General features: G+C 61.8%; 20 protein-coding genes and 2 tRNA genes. 18 read left to right on the plus strand and 4 right to left on the minus strand.

Features of this window, described 5'->3' with window-relative positions:
* The first annotated feature begins 240 nt into the window (after positions 1-240).
* From GGQ74_RS02145 to GGQ74_RS02160, 4 genes are all read left to right on the plus strand, one after another.
* Positions 241-1401, plus strand: a complete 1161-nt coding sequence (locus tag GGQ74_RS02145; RefSeq protein ID WP_167939894.1) for a glycosyltransferase — start codon at positions 241-243, stop codon at positions 1399-1401.
* Positions 1402-1484: 83 nt separating this feature from the next.
* Positions 1485-2441: a GAF domain-containing protein gene (locus GGQ74_RS02150; protein WP_245168084.1), complete on the plus strand. Its 957-nt coding sequence runs from the start codon at positions 1485-1487 to the stop codon at positions 2439-2441.
* 127 nt (positions 2442-2568) lie between these two features.
* A complete protein-coding gene (gene mreB / locus GGQ74_RS02155) occupies positions 2569-3594 on the plus strand; it encodes a rod shape-determining protein (protein ID WP_167939896.1) in 1026 nt (341 codons plus the stop codon).
* Positions 3595-3668: 74 nt separating this feature from the next.
* The gene (locus tag GGQ74_RS02160) at positions 3669-4463 is read left to right on the plus strand and encodes an inositol monophosphatase family protein (protein WP_167939897.1); all 795 of its coding nucleotides are present in this window, start codon (positions 3669-3671) and stop codon (positions 4461-4463) included.
* A 124-nt stretch (positions 4464-4587) separates the two neighbouring features.
* Here GGQ74_RS02160 and GGQ74_RS02165 read toward each other — a convergent pair whose 3' ends face one another.
* Entirely contained in the window at positions 4588-5100 is a 513-nt protein-coding gene (locus GGQ74_RS02165) for an NUDIX hydrolase (protein ID WP_245168086.1), read from the minus strand.
* A gap of 112 nt (positions 5101-5212) precedes the next feature.
* Between GGQ74_RS02165 and rimI the strand changes: the two genes are divergently transcribed.
* From rimI to GGQ74_RS02225, 11 genes are all read left to right on the plus strand, one after another.
* A complete protein-coding gene (gene rimI / locus GGQ74_RS02170) occupies positions 5213-5683 on the plus strand; it encodes a ribosomal protein S18-alanine N-acetyltransferase (RefSeq protein ID WP_342448570.1) in 471 nt (156 codons plus the stop codon).
* A gap of 60 nt (positions 5684-5743) precedes the next feature.
* Entirely contained in the window at positions 5744-6922 is a 1179-nt protein-coding gene (locus tag GGQ74_RS02175; protein ID WP_342448595.1) for a phosphoglycerate kinase, read from the plus strand.
* Between the two features lie 3 nt (positions 6923-6925).
* Complete coding sequence (tpiA, locus tag GGQ74_RS02180; RefSeq protein ID WP_167939899.1) at positions 6926-7678, plus strand: triose-phosphate isomerase; 753 nt, start codon at positions 6926-6928, stop codon at positions 7676-7678.
* Between the two features lie 42 nt (positions 7679-7720).
* Positions 7721-8089, plus strand: a complete 369-nt coding sequence (gene secG, locus GGQ74_RS02185) for a preprotein translocase subunit SecG (RefSeq protein ID WP_167939900.1) — start codon at positions 7721-7723, stop codon at positions 8087-8089.
* Positions 8090-8096: 7 nt separating this feature from the next.
* Positions 8097-8183: transfer RNA gene (locus tag GGQ74_RS02190), tRNA-Leu, on the plus strand.
* 490 nt (positions 8184-8673) lie between these two features.
* Positions 8674-10023 (plus strand): sodium-dependent transporter, encoded by a 1350-nt coding sequence (locus tag GGQ74_RS02195; protein WP_167939901.1) that lies wholly within the window; start codon positions 8674-8676, stop codon positions 10021-10023.
* Positions 10024-10078: 55 nt separating this feature from the next.
* Positions 10079-10165, plus strand: a tRNA-Leu gene (locus GGQ74_RS02200).
* A gap of 295 nt (positions 10166-10460) precedes the next feature.
* Positions 10461-11186: a thioredoxin-dependent peroxiredoxin gene (prxU, locus tag GGQ74_RS16210; RefSeq protein ID WP_245168088.1), complete on the plus strand. Its 726-nt coding sequence runs from the start codon at positions 10461-10463 to the stop codon at positions 11184-11186.
* A gap of 284 nt (positions 11187-11470) precedes the next feature.
* Positions 11471-11776, plus strand: a complete 306-nt coding sequence (locus GGQ74_RS02215; RefSeq protein ID WP_245168091.1) for a diacylglycerol kinase — start codon at positions 11471-11473, stop codon at positions 11774-11776.
* A gap of 11 nt (positions 11777-11787) precedes the next feature.
* A complete protein-coding gene (locus GGQ74_RS02220) occupies positions 11788-13395 on the plus strand; it encodes a sulfatase-like hydrolase/transferase (protein ID WP_167939905.1) in 1608 nt (535 codons plus the stop codon).
* A 105-nt stretch (positions 13396-13500) separates the two neighbouring features.
* Positions 13501-14412, plus strand: a complete 912-nt coding sequence (locus GGQ74_RS02225; RefSeq protein ID WP_167939906.1) for a GSU2086 family protein — start codon at positions 13501-13503, stop codon at positions 14410-14412.
* An 82-nt stretch (positions 14413-14494) separates the two neighbouring features.
* Here GGQ74_RS02225 and GGQ74_RS02230 read toward each other — a convergent pair whose 3' ends face one another.
* Positions 14495-15385, minus strand: coding sequence for a LysR family transcriptional regulator ArgP (locus tag GGQ74_RS02230; protein WP_167939907.1), 891 nt, complete (start codon positions 15383-15385; stop codon positions 14495-14497).
* A 111-nt stretch (positions 15386-15496) separates the two neighbouring features.
* Between GGQ74_RS02230 and GGQ74_RS02235 the strand changes: the two genes are divergently transcribed.
* From GGQ74_RS02235 to corA, 3 genes are all read left to right on the plus strand, one after another.
* Positions 15497-16114, plus strand: a complete 618-nt coding sequence (locus tag GGQ74_RS02235; RefSeq protein WP_167939908.1) for a LysE/ArgO family amino acid transporter — start codon at positions 15497-15499, stop codon at positions 16112-16114.
* Positions 16115-16274: 160 nt separating this feature from the next.
* Positions 16275-17663: an aminopeptidase P family protein gene (locus GGQ74_RS02240; RefSeq protein ID WP_167939909.1), complete on the plus strand. Its 1389-nt coding sequence runs from the start codon at positions 16275-16277 to the stop codon at positions 17661-17663.
* Positions 17664-17805: 142 nt separating this feature from the next.
* Positions 17806-18870: a magnesium/cobalt transporter CorA gene (gene corA / locus GGQ74_RS02245; protein ID WP_167939910.1), complete on the plus strand. Its 1065-nt coding sequence runs from the start codon at positions 17806-17808 to the stop codon at positions 18868-18870.
* 89 nt (positions 18871-18959) lie between these two features.
* On the opposite strand, the gene lysA is transcribed toward corA, so the two are convergent.
* Both lysA and GGQ74_RS02255 read right to left on the minus strand, forming a co-directional pair.
* Positions 18960-20198 (minus strand): diaminopimelate decarboxylase, encoded by a 1239-nt coding sequence (lysA, locus tag GGQ74_RS02250; RefSeq protein WP_167939911.1) that lies wholly within the window; start codon positions 20196-20198, stop codon positions 18960-18962.
* Between the two features lie 20 nt (positions 20199-20218).
* Positions 20219-20641 (minus strand): hypothetical protein, encoded by a 423-nt coding sequence (locus GGQ74_RS02255; RefSeq protein WP_167939912.1) that lies wholly within the window; start codon positions 20639-20641, stop codon positions 20219-20221.
* Between the last annotated feature and the right edge of the window lie 2 nt (positions 20642-20643).

Consider the following 20643-nt stretch of genomic DNA (forward strand, 5'->3'; position numbering starts at 1 on the left):
GTGCCGAGTCCTCCGCATGGCGGGATTCTGCACGTTGCTGGCAGCAAACTCTACATCCTGTTCAAAAGAATGACAATAGCCGACGGTGTGTCACGGTCGGGAAAATGTTCGTGGGCGGGACTTGCCGGACAGGGACTGACGAATGCCGAGGAATTTCGCAGGAAGATTGACCAACGGGGCGAAGGGCGGGTAGTCTCCTGCAACTTGCGCCTCGCCACGTCCATTCAGCCGGAGGCTTGCGTGGAAGCGGACATCGCCCTCGTGACATTCACCTACAATGATGCGCACCTCGCGCATGGTTTGCTGCGCTGTGTCGCGGGCTGGAGCGTTCGCCCCGGGCGGATTCTGGTGGTGGACGATGGTTCGGACCGACCCTTCGTGCCTGAGGTCGATCCGCCCGCCATATGCCCAGACATCGAGGTGCTGCGTCTGGCGGAGAATCGTGGCCCCACCGGAGCGAAGTCCGTAGGCATCGAGGCTGCGGCGTTCTCGCGCCTCGTTCTGTCCGTGGATTGCGACATCCGCCCCGGTCCGGATTGGCTGCGCGCCGCCCTCGCCATCGTCGGCGAGCCGGGTGTGGGGCTTGTCGGCGCGCGCGTGGAGTGCGACTGCGGAACCGGGCCGACCGCGCGCTACATGGCCCGGCATGGAACCCTTGATTTCGACCCGTCCGCCACGGGCTTCATTTCCGGAAACATCTGGCTTATGCCCGGCGAGGCATGGCGACGGGTGGGCGGGTTCGGCGGGCACGCCGCGCCCACGCACGAGGATTTCGCCTTCTGCCGCGCCCTGCGTAACGCCGGGTATGGGTTGCGACGGGTGGAGACGGAGTCCGTCCGGCAGGTTCGGCGCATGAGTCGCCGCGCGCTGGCCGCGCAGAATGCCCGCTACAGCGGACCCTCTGTTCGTGCCGTCGTGGAGCGGCATGGCTTTCTCGATGCCTTTGAGCCGCTTCTGGCGCTCATGGCGGACCGGATGATCGGCGCATTGGCGCAAGGTGAAGAGGAATTTGCGTATATCGAACTACTCCTCTTCGTGCGGCTGGTGCTGGAACTCTTTGCCGAAGGAACGCGCTTCGTGCCAGAGGGGCGGTTGGACGCGGGGGAATTCGTCGCCGCCCTAGATGCTTTTCTGCACCCTTATCCGCGCATGGCGAGGACGCTTCGCGCCGATGTCGGGGCCGCGCTCCATCTGCCGCAGGGAGGAGCGCGTGGGGCAGGGGGGCTGTGGGCCACGATGCTCGACGTGTTTGGCCCCTTCGCTGCTGCGGGCGTGTTCGAGAGGCTCGAATGCGGCGGGCTGGCGGGATTTGCCGCCGAGGACGCGGCAGGAGAGGTGGATTTCCACTATCTGGAATCCCTCGCGCCGCAGGGCCGGTCGGCCCACGGAGACGGAAAATAATGCTGTCAAATTTCGGGCCGGTATCGTACACCATGGCGGAGCCGGGTATCCCGGATCGAACGCTCTAACGCAATACGATGAATATGGGTAACGATAGTCTCGAAAAACTCCTCGGCATTGTCTGCAGCGTGTTCGATGCCTATTCGACCGTGCTGTTCCTGCCAGAGGAGAATACATCAGAATATTATTTGAGGGCGCGCTTCAGCCTTGGGGACGACATCCGCGAGGGTATGACGCTCGCTCCCGGGCAGGGACTCGTCGGATGGATCATCCGCAACGGCGATCCGCTGCTCATCAACAACTTCGACCGTACGCGCAGCAAGCTCGGGTATTACGCTTCCGACGAGGAAAGCAAGATCAAGGCGTTCATGGGCTGCCCCATTCAGGACAAGGGCGGCGCCCTGTGCGTTGACAGTTGCCGGACGTACAACTTCAGCGACAAGGATCAGAAGATCCTCCAACTGTTCGCCATGCTGGCAAGCGATATCCACAATGGGGATTCGCAGGTCCGCCGCGATCTCGTGGAGCATCGCTTCTACCGTAGCCTTCAGCTTATCCAACTCTTGCGTAAGCAGTTTCCGCGCTGGGATACATTCCTTCAGAATTTCCTGCGCATCGTCGCGGAAGCTTCCGGCTTTTCGCACTGTTTCCTCGCCGCGTGCGACGACAGGGGCGAGAGCTACTTCATCGAGGGAGCCTGCGGCGATATGGGCGCGGTGACCGGCAAGGACCGCTTCCCCATCAAGAGCGGACTGGTGGGCTGGGTGTTCGGAAACGGGCAGAGCATCTGCTCCGGCGACGGAGAGACCAAGGCCGCCCCGCAGTCGCTTCTGGGCAAGAACTCCGGCGGGCCGGTGTTTCATAGCGCGCTTTGCATGCCTCTTGGCATTCACCGCAGGACGCGCGGCGTGTTGGTGCTCGCTCATCGCGAGCCGAGGGACATTTCGCCCGAGGTCAAGCGCTTTGTGGAGATGTCCACGGATCATCTGGCCCTGTTTCTGGAAAATCTCTTCCTCAAGAGTCGCATCCAGCAACCGTGAAGAAAACTTGCGGAATGCCCCGTACGCCGATTGCCGCCGGGGGGCTTATCGAGTATACCGATTCCGACCCCGTGAACGGGGCTGCCACGTCGCTTCAAACCTCAGTACGGCAAAAGAGAGCTGATTGATGATATTCCGACGCCTTTTCGGCTTCTTCGGCAGGGATCTCGCCATGGATCTGGGAACGGCCAACACGCTCATATATTCCCCGAAGGATGGCATCGTCCTGAACGAGCCGTCCGTCGTGGCCATGGATGCCCACAATGGCAGCATCATCGCCGTCGGCAGGGAAGCCAAGGATTTCTTGGGCCGCACGCCCGATCGCATCCGGGCCATTAGGCCCCTCAAGGATGGCGTCATCGCCGACTTCGAGGTGACCAAGGAGATGATCTCCTTCTTCATCAAGAAGGTGATCAGCGGCATGTCGCTGGTGAAGCCCAGAATTGTCATCTGCGTGCCCACGGGTATTACGCAGGTGGAAAAGCGGGCGGTCATCGAGTCCGCCCTGCAGGCCGGTTCTCGCGAGGTCAAGCTCGTGGAGGAACCCATGGCCGCCGCCATCGGCGCTGGCTTGCCCATCGAGAACCCCATCGGCAACATGGTCGTTGACATCGGTGGCGGCACCACCGAGGTCGCCGTCATTTCCCTGTCCGCTGTCGCGTACGCCGAGAGCGTTCGTGTGGCTGGCGACGAGATGAACGAGTCCATCCAGCGCTATTTTCAGGATCGCCACCAGTTGCTCATTGGCGAGAACATGGCCGAGCGCATCAAGATGACCCTCGGAACCGCCGTTCCGCTGGATGAGACGTTGCATGGCGAAGTGTCCGGTAAGAACCTCGTTGATGGAACGCCCAAGTGTCTGCCCATCACCGACGCCGACGTGCGCGAGGCCATTCAGGAGCCTGTGGCCCGCATCGTGCTGGCCGTGAAGCGTGCGCTGGAGAAGACTCCGCCGGAGCTGGTGGGCGATATCGCCCGCAATGGCCTGCTGCTGGCTGGCGGTGGTGCGCTGCTCAAGGGGCTGGACAAGCTCATCAGCACTGAGACGCATCTCACCGTCATCGTTGACGATGATCCGCTGACCACCGTTGTGCGCGGCACAGGTCGCACGCTTGAGGTACCCAAGCTCTACGCCAAGGTGTACATCAACTAGAAACAGGTTTTTCCGCTGTCTTTCAGGCGGCCCCATGGGCCGCCTTTTTTTGGTCAACAATCTGGGAGGGCACCGTGTCGGACTATGTCACGCCGATTCTTCTGGCCCGCACTCTCGCCGCCGTGCGCGAGGCGGGACGCATCGTGTGCGATGCGTGGAACAGGCCGAGAAACATCGAATACAAGGGACGCATCGACCTTGTGACCGGTACGGATGTGGCGGTTGAGGCCGCGCTCAAGGCACGCCTTGCGGAGATCCTGCCCGAGGCGGGCATCCTCGCTGAGGAGAGCGCCAGAGGCTGGGACCTTGGCGAATTGTCGTGGGTTGTCGATCCGCTGGACGGCACCACGAATTTCGCCCACGGCATTCCCATGTGCGCCATTTCCGTAGCCCTGTGGCGCAATGGACGCTCCGAGATGGGAGTGGTGTATCTGCCCGTTCTGGATGAGCTTTTTCACGCCGTGCGGGGCGAGGGCGCGTATCTCAATGGCGAGCCTATCTCCGTGACCGGCGAGTCCGATCCCGAGCGGGCGCTGGTGGGTACGGGGTTCCCGTACACCGTGCGCGAGGATATTCGCCGGGTCGTCGATCCGCTGGAGCGCGTGCTTGCCGCCTGTCAGGGCGTACGACGCATGGGCGCGGCGGCCGTGGACCTCGCCTACACCGCCTGCGGCCGTCTGGACGCCTTTTACGAGATCAATCTCAAGCCGTGGGATACCGCGGCGGGATGGATTCTGGTGGAGGAGGCCGGAGGGCGCGTCACGTCCTATGATGGCGTGACGCCCTACGTCTTCGGTGGGGACATCCTTGCGTCCAACGGCCACGTTCACGAGGCTGTCGCGGCGCTGGTGACCGGGCGAGACGCGTAGCCTTCGCCATGACGGCGCGGTCCGGGCCGTTGGGAACGGACCGCGAGAGCAAGCGTGCCGCGCACCTGCGGCGTTTCGACGTCGTACCTGATTGGCGGGTGAGCGATTCGATGGGGCGGGGCGTTCAGTCCTGTTCGCCGGGGAACAGCAGCCCCAGTTCCCAGAAGTGGACGAGGCCCGGAGTGAGCCTGTCGCGAAAATCGCGGACGAGCAGGGCGAGTTCTTCCCTGTCCACATACATGCCGTCGCTGATCTCATCGGGATTGGTGAGGATGGGACCGGTCACGCGGCCTGCGGAATACAGGGTGACGAAGGCGAACCCCGTTGTGGGGCAGGCCTCCACCTCGTGCAACAGGCGAAGCCCGGCGACGCGTATGCCCAGTTCCTCGCGCAGTTCGCGGATAGCGGCGTCCTCGCGCGATTCGTGGGCCTTGACGTGTCCGGTGGCGGAGAGGTCCCAGCGCCCGGGGAAGAGGCTTTTGCTTCCGGAGCGTTTCTGGAGGTAGAGTCGGCCCTCGTGATCGTAGACGAGTACCAGGACCGCCCTGTGGCGGAGCGTCTGGCGTGCGGCGTCTGTCAGTGGGAGTACGCACAGCGGGTTGTCGCTGTCGTCCACCACTTCCACGGGGTCTGTCATGATTTCGGCGGGTTCCTTGTCCCGTCTTTCGGGAAATGTGCTTTGCTTGAACGGCATGCGCCGTGTATAGCAGGGCGAGGACAAACTTCCAACACTCGTGTGGTGTTTTTTCGTGTCTGACGAAATATGTGAATTCGAACGCTTCGGCATGGACGATATCGACGCGCTGGTCGAGTTGGAGCGCGAGTGCTTCTCGCACCCGTGGGGCGCGGAGCAGTTCCGGCTTGGGCTGGAGAACAAGGTTTTCCACGTGTTCGGCCTGCGTCGGGCTGGCGTCATTGTCGCCTACTGTTCCATGTATATCATCGTTGACGAGGCCGAGGTGCTGAACATCGCGGTGCGTCCGGAGCTTCGCCGGCAGGGCCTCGGCTCGCGCCTGCTGCGGATCGTGTTGCAAATCTGCCGTAAAATGGGCATACATAACGCGCGCTTGGAAGTTCGCGTGTCCAATGTCGCCGCACGCAACCTGTACGCCAATTTCGGCTTCGAGCAGGTGGGCATCCGTACGGGCTACTATCCCGATACTGGCGAGGACGCGCTGCTCATGACACTTGATATGGATAAAATCCCCGAGAGGGGATAGACTTGTTCGTTGGTTTTCGCAGCTATCCGACAATGAATTCAGGCAAGGAGAGATGCCGTGATACGCTTTATCGATCAGATGGATCTCGACGGAAAGCGGCTTTTGATCAGAGTGGACTACAATGTGCCCATCAAGGACGGTGTGATCGGTGACGACAACCGCATCCGGGCCAGCCTGCCCACGCTGGAATATGCGCTGAACAATGGCGCGTCACTTATTCTGTGCTCGCACCTCGGCAAGCCCAAGGGGCAGATCAAGCCCGAGCTGTCGCTTGCGCCGGTGGCCGTGCGCCTTGGCGAGCTGCTTGGCCGTCCGGTGAAGATGGCCCCCGATTGCGTGGGCGACGAGGTTCGCTCCATGGCAAAGGCCCTTGCCCCCGGCGAGGTGCTGATGCTTGAGAATCTGCGCTTCCACGCCGAGGAGCAGAGCGGAGACGAGGCCTTCGGCCGCGAGCTGGCCGCACTGTGCGACGTCTACTGTAACGACGCCTTCGGCACCGCCCACCGCGCCCATGCGTCCATGACCGGCATCCCCGCCTTTGCCCCCGCCCGCTGCGCTGGATTCCTGCTCAAGAAGGAGTGGGAGTTTCTCGGTGAGGCCCTTGCCGCGCCCAAGCGCCCCTACGTCGCCATTTCCGGAGGCTCCAAGGTGTCCTCCAAGCTCGGCATCCTCAACAATCTGCTCGGCAAGGTCGATGCGCTCATCATCGGCGGTGCCATGGCCAACACCTTCCTGCTGGCGCAGGGGCACGGCGTCGGCGCATCCCTCGTGGAGCCCGACCTCGTTGAGGAAGCCCGTACCGTCATGAAGACCGCGAAGGAGCGCGGCGTGGACCTCGTCCTGCCGCTGGACTTTGTCATCGGCGAAGGCCCTGATGCGGCGAAGTCCGCCGGTGTGGTCGATGCCGAGGCAGGAGTGCCCGAAGGCCTCATGGCCCTCGACGTGGGGCCGAAGACCGTGGAGCGCTACCGTCAGGCCCTTTCCGGCGCGAAGACCGTGGTCTGGAACGGCCCTGTGGGTGCCTTCGAGAATCCGGCCTTTGCGGAAGGTTCGCTGGAGCTGGCGAAGATCATCGCCGGTCTGGACGCCCTGACCATCGGCGGCGGTGGCGACACCGGCGCGTGCCTTGCGCTGGCGGGTCTTGCCGACGCTGTGACCTTCATTTCCACCGGTGGCGGTTCCTTCATGGAGTTCATGGAGGGTAAGGAACTGCCCGCATTCAAGGCACTGGAGGAGTAGCGCATGAAGAAGCTGATGGCCGCCAACTGGAAGATGTACAAGACCGCCGAAGAGGCGAGGACGACCGCCGAGGAGTTGGTCCGTCTGGTCGGTGACGTCCCCGCGGACCGCGAGGTGCTCGTCATTCCGCCGTTCACGGCGCTGTCCGCCGTGGCGGGCGCGTTTTCGCATGGCGGGGCATTCTACCTCGGCGCGCAGAACTTCTATCCCGCCGAGGAAGGCGCCTTCACCGGCGAGATTTCTCCGCGCATGCTGAAGGACGCCTGCTGCACCTACGCGCTGGCTGGCCATTCCGAGCGCCGCCACGTGCTGGGCGAGGATGACGCCTTCGTGGGGAGCAAGGTGGAATTCGGCCTCGCGCAGGGGCTGCGCATGATCCTTTGCGTGGGCGAGAAGATCGAGGAGCGCAGGGCCGGTCAGGTGGAGAGCGTTTTGCGCCGTCAGCTCGAAAAGGGACTGGCCGGTGTGGCGCGCGACATTTCGACTGAGGACATTGTCATCGCTTATGAACCGGTTTGGGCCATCGGCACCGGCGAGGTTGCGGGGCCGGAGGAAATCGTGCATGCTCACGCCTTCGTCCGGAAGATTCTTGTCGAAATCTTCGGCGCGAGGGGCAACGAGATTCGCATCCAGTACGGCGGCAGCGTGAAGCCCGCCAACTGTGCGGAAATTCTTGCTCTTGACAATGTGGATGGAGTGCTGGTAGGAGGCGCAAGCCTACAGGCTGACAGCTTCAGCCGGATCGTTAAGGCATAAGAAACCAAATCCGCGCCATTTGCGGGTCCAAGGGAGTTTGATTTGGAATCCTTAGTACTGACTCTGCACATTCTTGCCTGCCTTATCCTCATCGTGCTGGTTCTTCTCCAGTCCGGCAAGGAGGGTATGGGTGTGATCTTCGGCGGCGGTTCGAGCACCGTTTTCGGTTCCACCGGTGCCGGCGGCCTGCTTACCAAGCTGACCGCGTTTCTGGCAGGCCTGTTCCTGGTCACGTCGCTGCTCTACAACGTCCTGATCAGCTCCAAGCCCGCTGGTGATTCCATCATGATGGATGTCCCCGCTGTGACCCAGCCTGCCGACGACATCCAGACGCAGGAGCAGGCGGCCCCCGCTCCCGCGGCGAATACCGACGACATTCCCACCACCGCTGGTGAGAAGACCGCCGAATAGCCACATTGCCGAAGTGGTGGAACTGGTAGACACGCTATCTTGAGGGGGTAGTGGCCGAAAGGCCGTGGGAGTTCGAGTCTCCCCTTCGGCACCATAAAGTTGGAAAAGGGTTGCGCCATAATTGGCGCAACCCTTTCTTTTTGCCGAGAGGGACACCGTCGGGGGCTGGCTTCCCGGCGGACGAGTTGTCCTTTTGGTAAGCCCGTGGCGTCTTGCTGCGGGTTTTTGTGTTTTTGCGATTTGCAGGTGTTGGGTACCGTGTCTGGAGTTTTATGGGGTGTCCGTGGAGGGAGATGCAATGATGATGGCGTTTGGCGCGAGAAGCGTAGGGTGCGTTGGGAACATGGCGAGACGATGGCGGGCGCTTCCCATTCCGAAAGTCTCGCACTTGTCATCATCGCTGAATTTGTCGAATTGTCGTGACTTTTCAGCTTATTACCCTCTGCACCGAATTTGACTCCGCAGGGCTTGTGATGTAAAAGCCTGCGGTTGAATCAAGGTTGGGCTGGCTGCGTGGGTGCGCCAGCCGTTGTTTTCACATTTGTCGCACGCCGTCCGGGGGGGATGGCGTCAGAAGGGGTGTCATGCAACACAGAGATGGTTTCACGTCGAGCATCGGTGTGACCCTGGCTACGCTCGGGTCTGCCGTCGGTCTCGGCAATATTTGGAAATTCCCGTACATGACGGGTATGAACGGCGGCGCGTCGTTCCTGCTCGTGTACATCCTCTGCACGTTCCTCGTCGGCCTTCCGGTCATGATCTCCGAGATTCTGATCGGTCGTCACGTCAAGGCCAACGCCATCACCTGCTACAAGTCCCTGTCGCCCAAGGGCCAGCCGTGGTTCCTGATCGGCGTGGCGGGCGTCGTTTCCGCCTTCCTGATCATGGCCTTCTACACGGAGGTCGCGGGCTGGGTGTTCGCCTACATCTTCAAGAGCATCGGTCTGCTGTTCGTCGGCAATGGCAAGGTTGACGGCGGAGCCATGTTTACCACGCTGGTCTCCGATCCCGTGCAGTCCCTGTTCTGGCAGTGGTTCGTGCTGATCTTCGTCGGCGGTATCATCATGCTGGGCGTGTCCAAGGGTATTGAGGGCACCGTCAAACGCCTTATGCCCATCCTGTTCGTGCTGCTCATCATCATCGGCGTGCGCAGCATGACCCTGCCCGGCGCGTCCAAGGGCCTTGAATTTCTGTTCACGCCGGACTTCAGCAAGATCGACTTCACCGTCGTGCTGATGGCCATGGGCCTTGCCTTCTTCAAGCTGTCCATCGGCATGGGCACCATGACCACCTACGGCAGCTACTACCGTGACGATCAGAATGTTCCCCTGACCACGCTTCGCGTCATGCTGGCCGACCTGACGGTTTCCATGCTTGCGGGCATCGCCGTGTTTCCGGCCGTGTTCGCCTTCGGCTTCGAGCCGGGCGCCGGTCCGTCCCTGCTGTTCATCACCATTCCGTCCGTGTTCGATTCCATGCCCATGGGCGGCGTGTTTCAGGTTCTGTTCTTCGTGCTGACCGCCGTGGCGGCCACCGGAGCCATGCTGTCGCTGCTTGAGGTTCCGGTTGCTTTTGCCATCGAGTCCATGGGTTGGTCCCGCGCGAAGGGCACCGTGGTCACCGTGGTTCTGCTCGGCCTGTTCGGCGCTCCCGCCGCGCTGTCCAGCAGCCTGACCGCAGACGTCACCTTCTTCGGCCTGAACTTCTTCGATCTCTATGACTTCCTGTCCTCCAACGTCCTCATGCCCGCGGGCGGACTGTGCATTTGTCTGTTCGCCGGCTGGATCTGGGGCAAGGCGGCCATTCGCAAGGCCATGTCCAACCACGGGGCGCTCAATACCGACGCCATCTCCAGCATGTTTACCATGCTGGTCCGCTTTGTGACGCCGGTCCTCATCCTTGTGGTTCTGCTCAAGGGCCTGAAAATCTTCTAGCCAAGCTGGAGATTTTCGGATAAATAGTGTTTCCCGAAAGGGAAAACCCCTCGTTGCCGAAGTGGTGGAACTGGTAGACACGCTATCTTGAGGGGGTAGTGGCCGAAAGGCCGTGGGAGTTCGAGTCTCCCCTTCGGCACCAGATTGATGACAAGCCCGTGAAGCGCACAAACGCTTCACGGGCTTTTTCTTTGTCCTTTCACAGCCAGTGGCTAGTGAGCGCAGTGGGCTGGCCGCCCTTTGTGTTGCGCGTTCTTTTGACTTCCCCAGTGTATTCCTTGTGGTGTGTGCCCCCTTTGCGAAATGCGTAGCGGAAGAGCGTTACCCGCGTCTGTAGTCGGTCCGCATTGAGCGGACGAATCGAGAGTGCTATTGTCTGCCGGAAGAGCCCCCAGCGCTCATGCTCGGGCAGGGGGAAGCGAACGAAGGAGTTGGCCATGGCAGACAAGAAACCCGTTGGTTGTGCCCGGCCCACCGGTGGACCGGTGGGGCAGACGGAAGTGGAGACGTCGTCGACGCAGCAAGCCACCCCCCAGCAAGGAGCGAGACCGATGATCAGGATTGGCAGGAAGGCCCCGGATTTTGTGGCCCCGTCCTTTTTCTGCAACGAGTTCACCTCGGTCCAGCTCTCCGACTTCCTTGGGAAGTGGGTGGTGCTGTGCTTCTATCCTGGTGATTTCACTTTTGTTTGAGCGACCGAGATCTCGGCGGTCGCCGAGAAGCATGGTGAGTTCGCAAAGCTGGGGGTGGAGGTCCTGTCCATGAGCACGGACAGCATGTTCGTGCACAAGATGTGGGTGGACCACGAAATTTCGAAGATGGTCTCGTCCGGAACCGTGCCCTTCCACATGCTTTCGGATGCGGGAGGCAAGGTGGGTGAGGTGTACGGCGTGTACGATCCGGATAATGGAGTGGACGTACGCGGGCGTTTCATCATTGATCCCGATGGAATTATCGTCGGGTACGAGGTGCTTACGCCGCCTGTGGGGCGCAACGTTATGGAGACCATCCGTCAGATTCAGGCCTTCCAGTTGGTGCGAGCTTCGGGCGGCGGCGAAGCGACGCCGTCCGGCTGGCGGCCGGGCAAGATGACGCTCAAGCCGGGGCCGGATCTTGTGGGCAAGGTCTGGGAGGCATGGAAGGTGGGGATGGCCTTCGACTGACGGGTTCCCATATTCTGCGGTATCGTTGATGGAAAGGCTCCGGGACGCTCGGGGCCTTTTCGTTTTGAGGCATTGGGAAATGGGGTGCACACTGTGGCGTGCATTGCCGTGCCGTGCACACGCGTCTGCGGAAGAGGAATCCCACTTAGCTGATCGTGAATATGTCCGCGCATTGACGCGTGAAGTGCTGTGGAGTACGAACTGTGCTTTTGAAATCCTGCATGATGCAGAGGTGATTCATGTTGAGTCGTGTGAAGAGGGTCGTGAAGGCGACGAGTTTTTCCATGGCCGGATTGCGGACGGCAATCCGCAAGGAAAAGGCCGTTCAGGATGAACTGCTGATTCTCGTGCCGGTGATCGTCCTCGGCCTGGTGCTTGGGGATGGGGGCGTCGAAAAGGCGCTTCTGATCGGCAGTTGGCTCGTTGTCATCATCGCGGAACTGCTCAATTCGGCAATCGAAGCCGTGACGGACCGCGTGGGCACGGAGTGGAACGAACTGGCCGGGCAGGCGAAGGACATGGGCTCGGCCGCAGTCTTTGTCGCGCTGTGCCTTGCCGGACTTGTGTGGCTGTTGGTGATTTTCGGATGAGCGGAGGGAACGTGATCGGGCAAAGGAAGATGTCGCTGGGCATGGCCGCACTTGCGGCTTTTAGTTTTGTTGCAGGTGTGGCCTACAATCCGCATATGTTCGCGCTCCCTGCTGGGTGGGTTGTGCTGTGCGCGGTTATCATGGCGCTTGTTCATACTGCGCTAACTGTCGTATTCGGCAGGATTCCGTACTTTCGTGGCGCGTTTTTTCCGCTACTGCATGTTTCCTGTTGCGCTGGAGCCTATTTCTATATCGTATTCGGCGTCACGGTGAATTACGATTCCATTGCATGGCTTCTTGAGGCGGATGGGTTCGAGGTCAACAGCTTCCTGACGTGGAAATTGGCGGTGCTGCTGGCGTTTGGCGTCGGCCTTGGCGTGATTCACGCGCGCCTTGCACGGGTGCTGGATGCGCTACCTGTGCGCCGGTACTGCGTACTTGTGCTGGCCGTGCTTGGCGTGACGGCGATTGCCTATCGCGGAAGCTGGTTCATGCTGCAACAGCTGGATCGACAGACGGTGCGCGAGGCGATTGCCATGCAGCGCATCATGCCCATTTCCATTCCCAAGGCGCTACGCATGTATGTGCATGAGGAGCGCAAGATCGAGGAGATGCTCAACCTGCCGAGTCCGGCCGAATTGACCTCCGAGGCCGTGGGTGAAGAGAAGCGGCCCGTCGTCGTCTTTGTCATCGGCGAGAGTGCCCAGGCCCAGCATTTTGGCATCAACGGCTACGAGCGCGATACGACTCCGAAGCTCGCGGCGGAACAGAATCTTCTCAATTTTGGCGTCTGCCAGGCCTATGCGAATACGACGCGCAAGGCGCTCATCGGCATGCTGACGGATGCGACCCTTGGCAGGCGCAAGCCAAGCTGTGGTTCGTTCATTCATGTCTATAACAAGCATGGCTATGGGACGCATTTCTTCTCCGTGCAGAACAAGCTTGGACGGAGTGGACACCTGACCGATGCGCTCGTGGCGTGCTCCGATGATGTTCGCTACATGCACGGGACGGATCATGTGCTGCTGGAGCCGCTTAAGGAAGTGCTTGATGCCCGTAATGGCGGCGAGCTTGTCCTGCTGCATATGCGTGGTTCGCACTTTTCGTACCGTGAGGACTATACGGACGAATTTCGCAAATTCGTTCCTGATGACTACGGCAATGAAAATCTGGCGAAATATCGGAATGAAGTCATCAATGCCTACGATAATTCGATCGTGAAGACTGATGATTTCCTGTACTCGATCATTTCCATGCTTCGCGACAGGAATGCTGTTGTGGTCTATACATCCGATCATGGAGACTCTCTCGGTAAACGTGGCGTGTTCCTGCACGGCGTGACCATTTCCGATGAGCAGTTCAATGTTCCATTCCTCGTGTGGTACAGCAACGCCTATGCGGCGGCCTTCCCCGAGAGCGTGCGAAGCCTTGCCGCCAGCGTGGGCGGAAAGGTGACTCACGACAACATCTTCCACACGATGATCGGCCTCGGCGGGATTCGTTCGGATAGTGTCAGCCTTCCTCTTGATCTTGCCCATGCCAAGGCGTCTCCCTCGGATGCGTCCATTGCGGTGCGGGAGGGGGAGGGCGCTCCTACGGATGGAGCCGAGGTCCAGTAGGCGGAGTCTGCTGTTTGCTTGATGTTCTCACGATAACGAAGGGGCTTCGACACACGTCGAAGCCCCTCATGATATGCGCGATGGCGCGGCATGCTGGAGGTTTTCATGGTGGATTTCGACAAGGTGCGGACCTATCCCATTGCCGAGCGTGACAACAAGTTCACGCTGGACATGATGATCGATCCCGCGCGGTATCTGGCGGCGGGCATCGAGAACATGGATGCGCTGGCGGACGCCGTGGTTCGCGCCAAGCGCAAGGGGCGGCGCGTGGTGGTCATGATGGGCGGTGCCGTGATCAAGGAAGGCTGCGGAGCGCTGCTCATCGACCTCATGGAGAAGGGCGTCATCGACCACATCGCGGGAAACGGCGCGGTGTCCATCCACGACTTCGAGATAGCGCTCATCGGCCAGACCTCGGAGAACGTCCAGAACGGCCTGCGCGACGGCAGTTTCGGCATGGCCGAGGAAACCGGCGCGATGATGAACCTCGCCATCCGCGACGCGGCGGCAAAAGGGGAGGGCTACGGCCACGGCATCGGGCGCATGATCGCCGAGCGGGAGTTGCCGTTCAGAGATTCGAGCGTGCTGTACAATGCCTACCGGCTGGGCATTCCGGCCACCATCCACGTGGCCGTGGGCGGAGACATCATCCACCAGCATCCCCTGTGCGACGGCGCTGCGCTTGGCACGGCGTCCTATACGGATTTCCGGATCATCACCGACACCGTCGCCGCCATGGCCGAGGGCGTGCTGCTGAACATCGGTTCCGCCGTGCTCATGCCCGAGGTCTTCCTCAAGGCGCTGACCGTGGCCCGCAATGTCGGGCACGACGTGGCTCGGTTCACCACCGCCAATTTCGATTTCCTCGATATGTATCGCCCCCGCACCCGCGTGCTCCAGTGGCCCGAGGCCCTTGGCTGCACCGGCATCGACATCCGGGGCGGTCATCGCGACACGGTTCCGGCCCTGCATCGGGGCATTGTGAACCACGAGCTTTTTGAGCCGAATCCGCGCTAGCCGTTTCGGCCTTTCGGTCATCCGTCGGTGAATGCTCCGGCGGATGACCGCATTTCCTTCTCGCCTGCCCCGGATTTCCTCTCTACTGCGGCAGCACCTTGCGCGCGTGCCGCACCACGAGCTCCGTCAGTCTGTCCACCATGTCCACCTTGAGCCCCCACGTGTGCCAGTGGAGTTTCAGTTCGATGGTCCTGTCCGGGGCGATGTTCACGAGCATGCCCTCGTCCAGTTCGTCCAGTACCTGCAATTCCGGCACGAGTGTGTAGGCCATGCCGCGCATGGTGGCCTCCACGAAGGCTTCGGACGACGGCATGATGTGGAAGGGCGTGTCCCCGAGCGTCAGCCCGTAATGCTTTTCCAGAAAACGGAAGTGGAGCTCGTCTTTGCGGTTGAAGATCACCGCCGGGGCGCGGGTCAGCTTCGCGGCTGTGACGCCGCCACCGAACCAGCGCTGCGCGAAGTCCGGGGCCGCCACGAGAACGTAGCGCATGCGCCCGAGGTACTCGGTGCGTCCGCCCTGCACTGGGGTGGGGTGCGTGCCCACGCAGGCCACCACCTCGCCGCGCCGCAGGAGTTGGTGTGTGTTTTCCTGATCCTCCAGTACGAGATCCAGCAGTACGCCGTGGCGGAAGGCCATGGGGGCCACGGCTTCGAGGAACCACGTCGCAAGGCTGTCCGCGTGCACGCCCACGGACAGCGTGACCGGGCCTTCTTCAAGCTCCGGCGAGAGTTCCGCGAGGGTCTGCTCCTCCAGTAGCTTCACCTGCTCGAAGTGCCGCAAGAGCTTGCGGCCCGCGTCCGTCGGTGTGACGGGCGTTCCCCGCACCACCAGAGCCTGCCCCATCCGCTCCTCCAGGAGCTTCACCCGTTGCGAAACCGCAGACTGCGTGATGTGTAGCACGCGCGCGGCGTTCTCGAACCCCTGTTCGCGGACGACGACCGTAAGCGCTTCAAGAAGCTTGTAATCCAGCATTGGGCACCATTAGCGTTTCTTATGACCAATTAATAAAATTAGTTTTACTGATGAATGTGAATACCGTAGTGTCCGAAACCGGTCAAACACTTTGAGGAGGATCGAGAGAAAATGGTTCTGATGCCGTTTCTTCATGGGCTTGGGACGGGAGCCGGTCTGATCGTCGCCATTGGCGCGCAGAACGCGTTCGTCCTGTCGCAGGGACTCAGGAGAAATTATACCATGCAGATCGCGCTGCTGTGCAGCATGTGCGACGCGCTGCTCATCACCATCGGCGTTTCCGGAGTGGGAACGCTCGTGGTGCAGAATCCCGGTCTGGCGAGTTTTGCCGCATGGGGCGGTGCCGCCTTTTTGGCGTGGTACGGATTCGGTTCGCTGCGCTCGGCGTTTTCCGGGGCGGCGATGGATCTGGAGGAGGGACAGGCCCGGTCGCTGCGATCGGTGCTGCTGGCCACGCTGGGCGTGACCTTCCTGAATCCTCACACCTATCTCGACACCATCGTGCTGCTGGGGTCCATCGGCGGGCAATTCCCGGGGCATGGGCGTTTTCTCTTCGGAGCGGGTGCCGTTTCCGCCTCGCTCATCTGGTTCTTCACGCTGAGCTTCGGGGCGCGGCTGCTTGCACCGCTGTTTCGCAATCCCAAGGCTTGGCAGGTGCTTGACCTCATCATCTGTTCCATCATGTGGGCGATAGCCGCCTCGTTGATCAGGGGCCAACTGGCCGCCTGATCCGACGCGGATTGGATACGCAAACCGGATCGAAAAGGGACTCTGGCGGACACCAGAGTCCCTTTTCATTTGGTTTGACGATGGCGACGGTATTGACTTTCGGCTCGATTCGGCGACACTTCCTCCCTGTTTCGTCAACCGATTCGCAAAGGATGCCGCCATGTTCGCACCAGAAATCCACGCGGCGCGCCGTCGCGCACTGCTCGAATCCGGGCTTTCCGGCATTGCCGTCTTCCCCGGCAATGTCGAGGCGCCCATGAACTATCTCGACAACTGCTATCCCTTCCGTCAGGACAGCACCTTCCTCTACTATTTCGGTCACGACCTTCCGGGCCTGTGGGGCACGGTGGATTTCGACGCGGGCGAGTGCGCCCTGTGGGGCGAAGACGCCACCATGGACGACATCATCTGGTCCGGCCCCGTGCCGAGTGTGGCGGAGCGCGCCGCGCGTGTCGGTGCCGAGCGCCACGGCAGTCTCGCCGGTTTGGCGGATTTCGTCCGCGAGGCGCAGCGACAGGGCCGGGCGGTCCACTTCCTGCCCCAGTACCGCGCCGAGAATCGCGAACGGCTTGAGGCGTTGACGGGCATTCCCGCCGCGCGGCAGGCCGAGGGCGTGTCGCGTGAGCTGTCCGTCGCCGTTGTGGACCAGCGCAGCGTGAAGGCTCCGGAAGAGGTGGTCGAGCTTGAGAAGGCGCAGGTCGTCTCCTACGACATGTACGCCGCCGCCATGCGCATGGCGCGCCTCGGCGTGCCCGAGCGCGAAATCGCCGGAGCCATGATCGGCGTGGTGGCGCGCTCTGGTGCCATCCCGTCCTTTCCGCTCATCCTTTCCGTGCACGGCGAGACCCTGCACATCCGTTCGCACGCTAATATCCTTGAAGCCGGGAATCTGCTGCTCATCGACTCCGGAGCCGAATCGCCAGAGCACTATGCCTCGGACATCACGCGCGTGATTCCCGTTGGCGGACGTTTCGATGCGCGCCAGAAGTCCCTGTATTCCATCCTGCACGATGCGCAGGTGGCGGCCTGTGCGGCCTGCCGTCCGGGCGTGACCTACCGCGAGTTGCACCTCGCCACGGCCCGGCGCATCGCCGAGGGGCTGACCGCCCTTGGCATCATGAAGGGCAACCCGGCCGAGGCCGTCGAGGCGGGAGCGCATGCGCTGTTCATGCCGCACGGCCTTGGGCACATGATGGGGCTCGACGTGCACGACATGGAGAACATCGGCGAGAATCTCGTGGGCTACGGCGACGAGCTGACGCGAAGCTCGCAGTTCGGCCTGTCCGCACTGCGGCTGGCCCGCACGTTGCGCCCCGGCTTTGTGATGACCGTGGAACCCGGCATCTACTTCATCCCCGCGCTGGTGGCCAAGTGGCGCGCCGAGGGGCGAAACGAGGCGTTCATCGACTACGCCGAGGTAGAAAAGTATCTCGACTACGGCGGCATGCGCCTTGAGGACGACGTGCTCGTCACCGACGACGGCGCGCGTGTGCTCGGCCCCGGCATTCCCAAGAGCATTGCGGACATCGAGGCCTTCATGGCCGACTGATCTGCGCGAACTCTCCATTTTCCGGGCAAGGGCGGTTCCGCTTCAGTGGGGCCGCCCTTTGTCGTTTTGACGCAACGGAGCCTCGGCGCTGGACAAGTGCGCATGGGACGTTCACATTGAGAGTGCGATATGGAGGATTGCCATGCCGAGATTCCTGAAACCCATGGATGCGACGCGGGGCCGCCCGCCGGGATCCCTCGTCTTCGTTGGCGAACAGCGCGTCGAGTCGCCGAGCATCCGCATCATCCACTACGACGCCGAAAGCATCGACGAGCGCGAGCTTGGCACGCTGGAGGGTGTGGAGTGCTGCCGCGAGGCCCCGGCCGTCACGTGGGTCAACGTGGACGGCCTGCACGACGTGGAACTCATGGGCAAGGTGCGTGACGCCTTCGGCCTGCATCCGCTGGTCATGGAGGACGTGCTGGATACCGGCCAGCGCCCCAAGCTGGCGGAGTTCGACGGCTGCCTCGCGTTGACGGCCAAGATGCTGCGGCTGGTGCCCGAGGACGACACGGTCCATGCGGAGCAGTTGAGCCTTGTGCTCGGCAGGAACTGGCTTTTGACCTTTCAGGAGCTTCCGGGTGACGTCTTCGATCCCGTGCGCGAGCGGTTGCGCCGCAACCGTGGACGTATCCGGAAACTTGGGGCGGATTATCTGGCCTATGCGTTGCTTGATGTGGTCATGGAGAACTACCTGCGTGTGCTGACGCACCTTGGCGAACATATCGAGTCCTTGGAGGAGGTGGTGCTTCTTACGCCGACTCCGGGCATTCTGGAATCCATCACCGGCTTCAAGATGGAACTCGGTTACATTCGCAAGGCCGCCCGGCCCACGCGGGATTTCATTCAGGCGCTTTCGCATCTCGATACGGAATTCGTTTCGGACGATCTCGCACCGTTTCTGCGTGATCTCTATGACCTGAGCGAGCACGTCAACGAGGCCATAGACGCATACTCGGCGATGCTTTCAGACTATATCGCCATATACAATTCCAATGTCGGCAACAGGCTGAACGACATAATGAAGTTTCTGACGATGTTCTCGTCCATATTCATTCCATTGGCATTTATTGCCGGAGTGTACGGGATGAACTTCGACAATATTCCGGAACTGCATTATCGGTATGGATATTTCGTCTTCTGGGGCCTCATCGTGCTGGTCGTCCTCGGCATGCTGCGCTTCTTTCGCAGCAAGGGATGGCTGTAGCGGCGCTATGCTGCGTCTAGGCGAAAGGGAAGGGGGCGTGTCCGTGTGGACACGCCCCCTTTTCGTTTCATGCTCGCAAACCGTCGGGATCAGCGCTCGGCGGCGATGAGGTCGTCGTAGGTTTCGCGGCGACGGGCCACGGTGACGTTTTCTCCGTCCACCAGCAACTCACAGGCGCGGGGGCGGGTGTTGTAGTTGGAGCTCATGGAGAAGCCGTAGGCTCCGGCGGAGAAGCAGGCGAGCAGTTCGCCGGATTCAACGCGGGGCAGGGCGCGGTCGCGCGCGAGGAAGTCGCCGGATTCGCAGATGGGGCCGACCACGTCCACCGTAAGATCCTCGCGCCCGGCCGGGACCACCTCCGCGATGCGGTGGTAGGAGCCGTAGAGCGAGGGGCGGATGAGGTCGTTCATTGCAGCGTCCACGATGACGAAGTGCTTGCTCGGCGTGTCCTTGGTGTAGACGACTTCGGTGACGAGGATGCCCGCGTTGCCCGCAATGCTCCGACCCGGTTCGAGGATCAGGCGCAGGGGCAGGCCGCCGAGGCGTTCGGTGAGTGCCTGACCGAATTCGGCGGGGTGGGGCGGCTCCTCCTCGTTGTAGGTGATGCCGAGGCCACCGCCGAGGTCGAGGTACTGGATGTTGATGCCCATGTCGCACAGCTTGTCGTGGAAGGCGAGAATCTTGTCCAGCGCTTCGAGAAATGGCTCCACAGAGGTGAGCTGCGAGCCGATGTGGCAGTCGATGCCCACCGGCTCCACGCCGGGGAGATCCTTGGCGCGCTGGTAGGCCGCGAGCGAGGCGTCCATGTCCAGCCCGAACTTGTTCGTCTTCATTCCCGTGGAGATGTAGGGATGGGTGCGGGGATCGACGTCTGGGTTGATGCGCAGGGAGATGCGGGCCGTGGTGCCGAGTTCCGACGCGATTTCGCCGATGCGTTCAAGCTCCTGCATGGACTCCACGTTGAACATGAGGATGCCCGCTTCGAGGGCGGCGCGGATTTCCTCCGGGCGTTTGCCCACGCCGGAGTAGACGATGCGTCCCGGATCGACGCCCGCGGCTAGCGCGCGATACAGCTCGCCGCCGGACACGATGTCCATGCCCGCGCCCATTTCGGCCAGTAGCCGCAGCACGGAGAGGTTCGAGTTGGCCTTCACCGAGTAGCAGGTCATGTGGTCGAGCCCGGCGAAGGCCGAGTCGTAGGCCTTGAAGTGCCGGCGCAGGGTCGCGGCGGAGTAGACGTAGAGCGGAGTGCCGTATTCGCGGGCGAGGTCCGCGACGCGCACGCCTTCGGCCTTGAGTTCGCCGTTCTCGTAATTGAAGAAATGCATGGCGTTCTCCCTGTTGAGTGCTAGGGAACCATCTGCACCGCGGTGGCGGTTCCCCTGATTGCGGAGTGGATGTTCTCGGCCGTGATGCGCCACATGAGCGGCTCGTTGCCCAGTCCGCAGGCGGAAAGGGTGAGCTTGTCAGCGGTGATGCGCAGATCCGCGCTGGCGCGGGTGAACTCGATGCGGCGGTCGGGCGTGAAGGGGCAGCCCGGGCAGTCCGCCGAGGAGAGTTCCAGATACACGCGGGCGATCTTGTCCGCTTTGCCGGTCACGTCGGCGTTGACGGTGATGCAGCCCTTTTCAAGCGTGGCGGTGGCGTTCTCGAAGGCGAAGACGTCATCGGAGAGGCGCGGTTCGGGCCACGCCTTCCTGCCGCAACCGGACAGAAGGACCGCGCATGCCAGCGCGGCGAGAATGCAGGAGACCAGTCGGGGAGTGCGCATGG

It is taken from the genome of Desulfobaculum xiamenense, assembly GCF_011927665.1.
Taxonomy (GTDB): domain Bacteria; phylum Desulfobacterota; class Desulfovibrionia; order Desulfovibrionales; family Desulfovibrionaceae; genus Desulfobaculum; species Desulfobaculum xiamenense.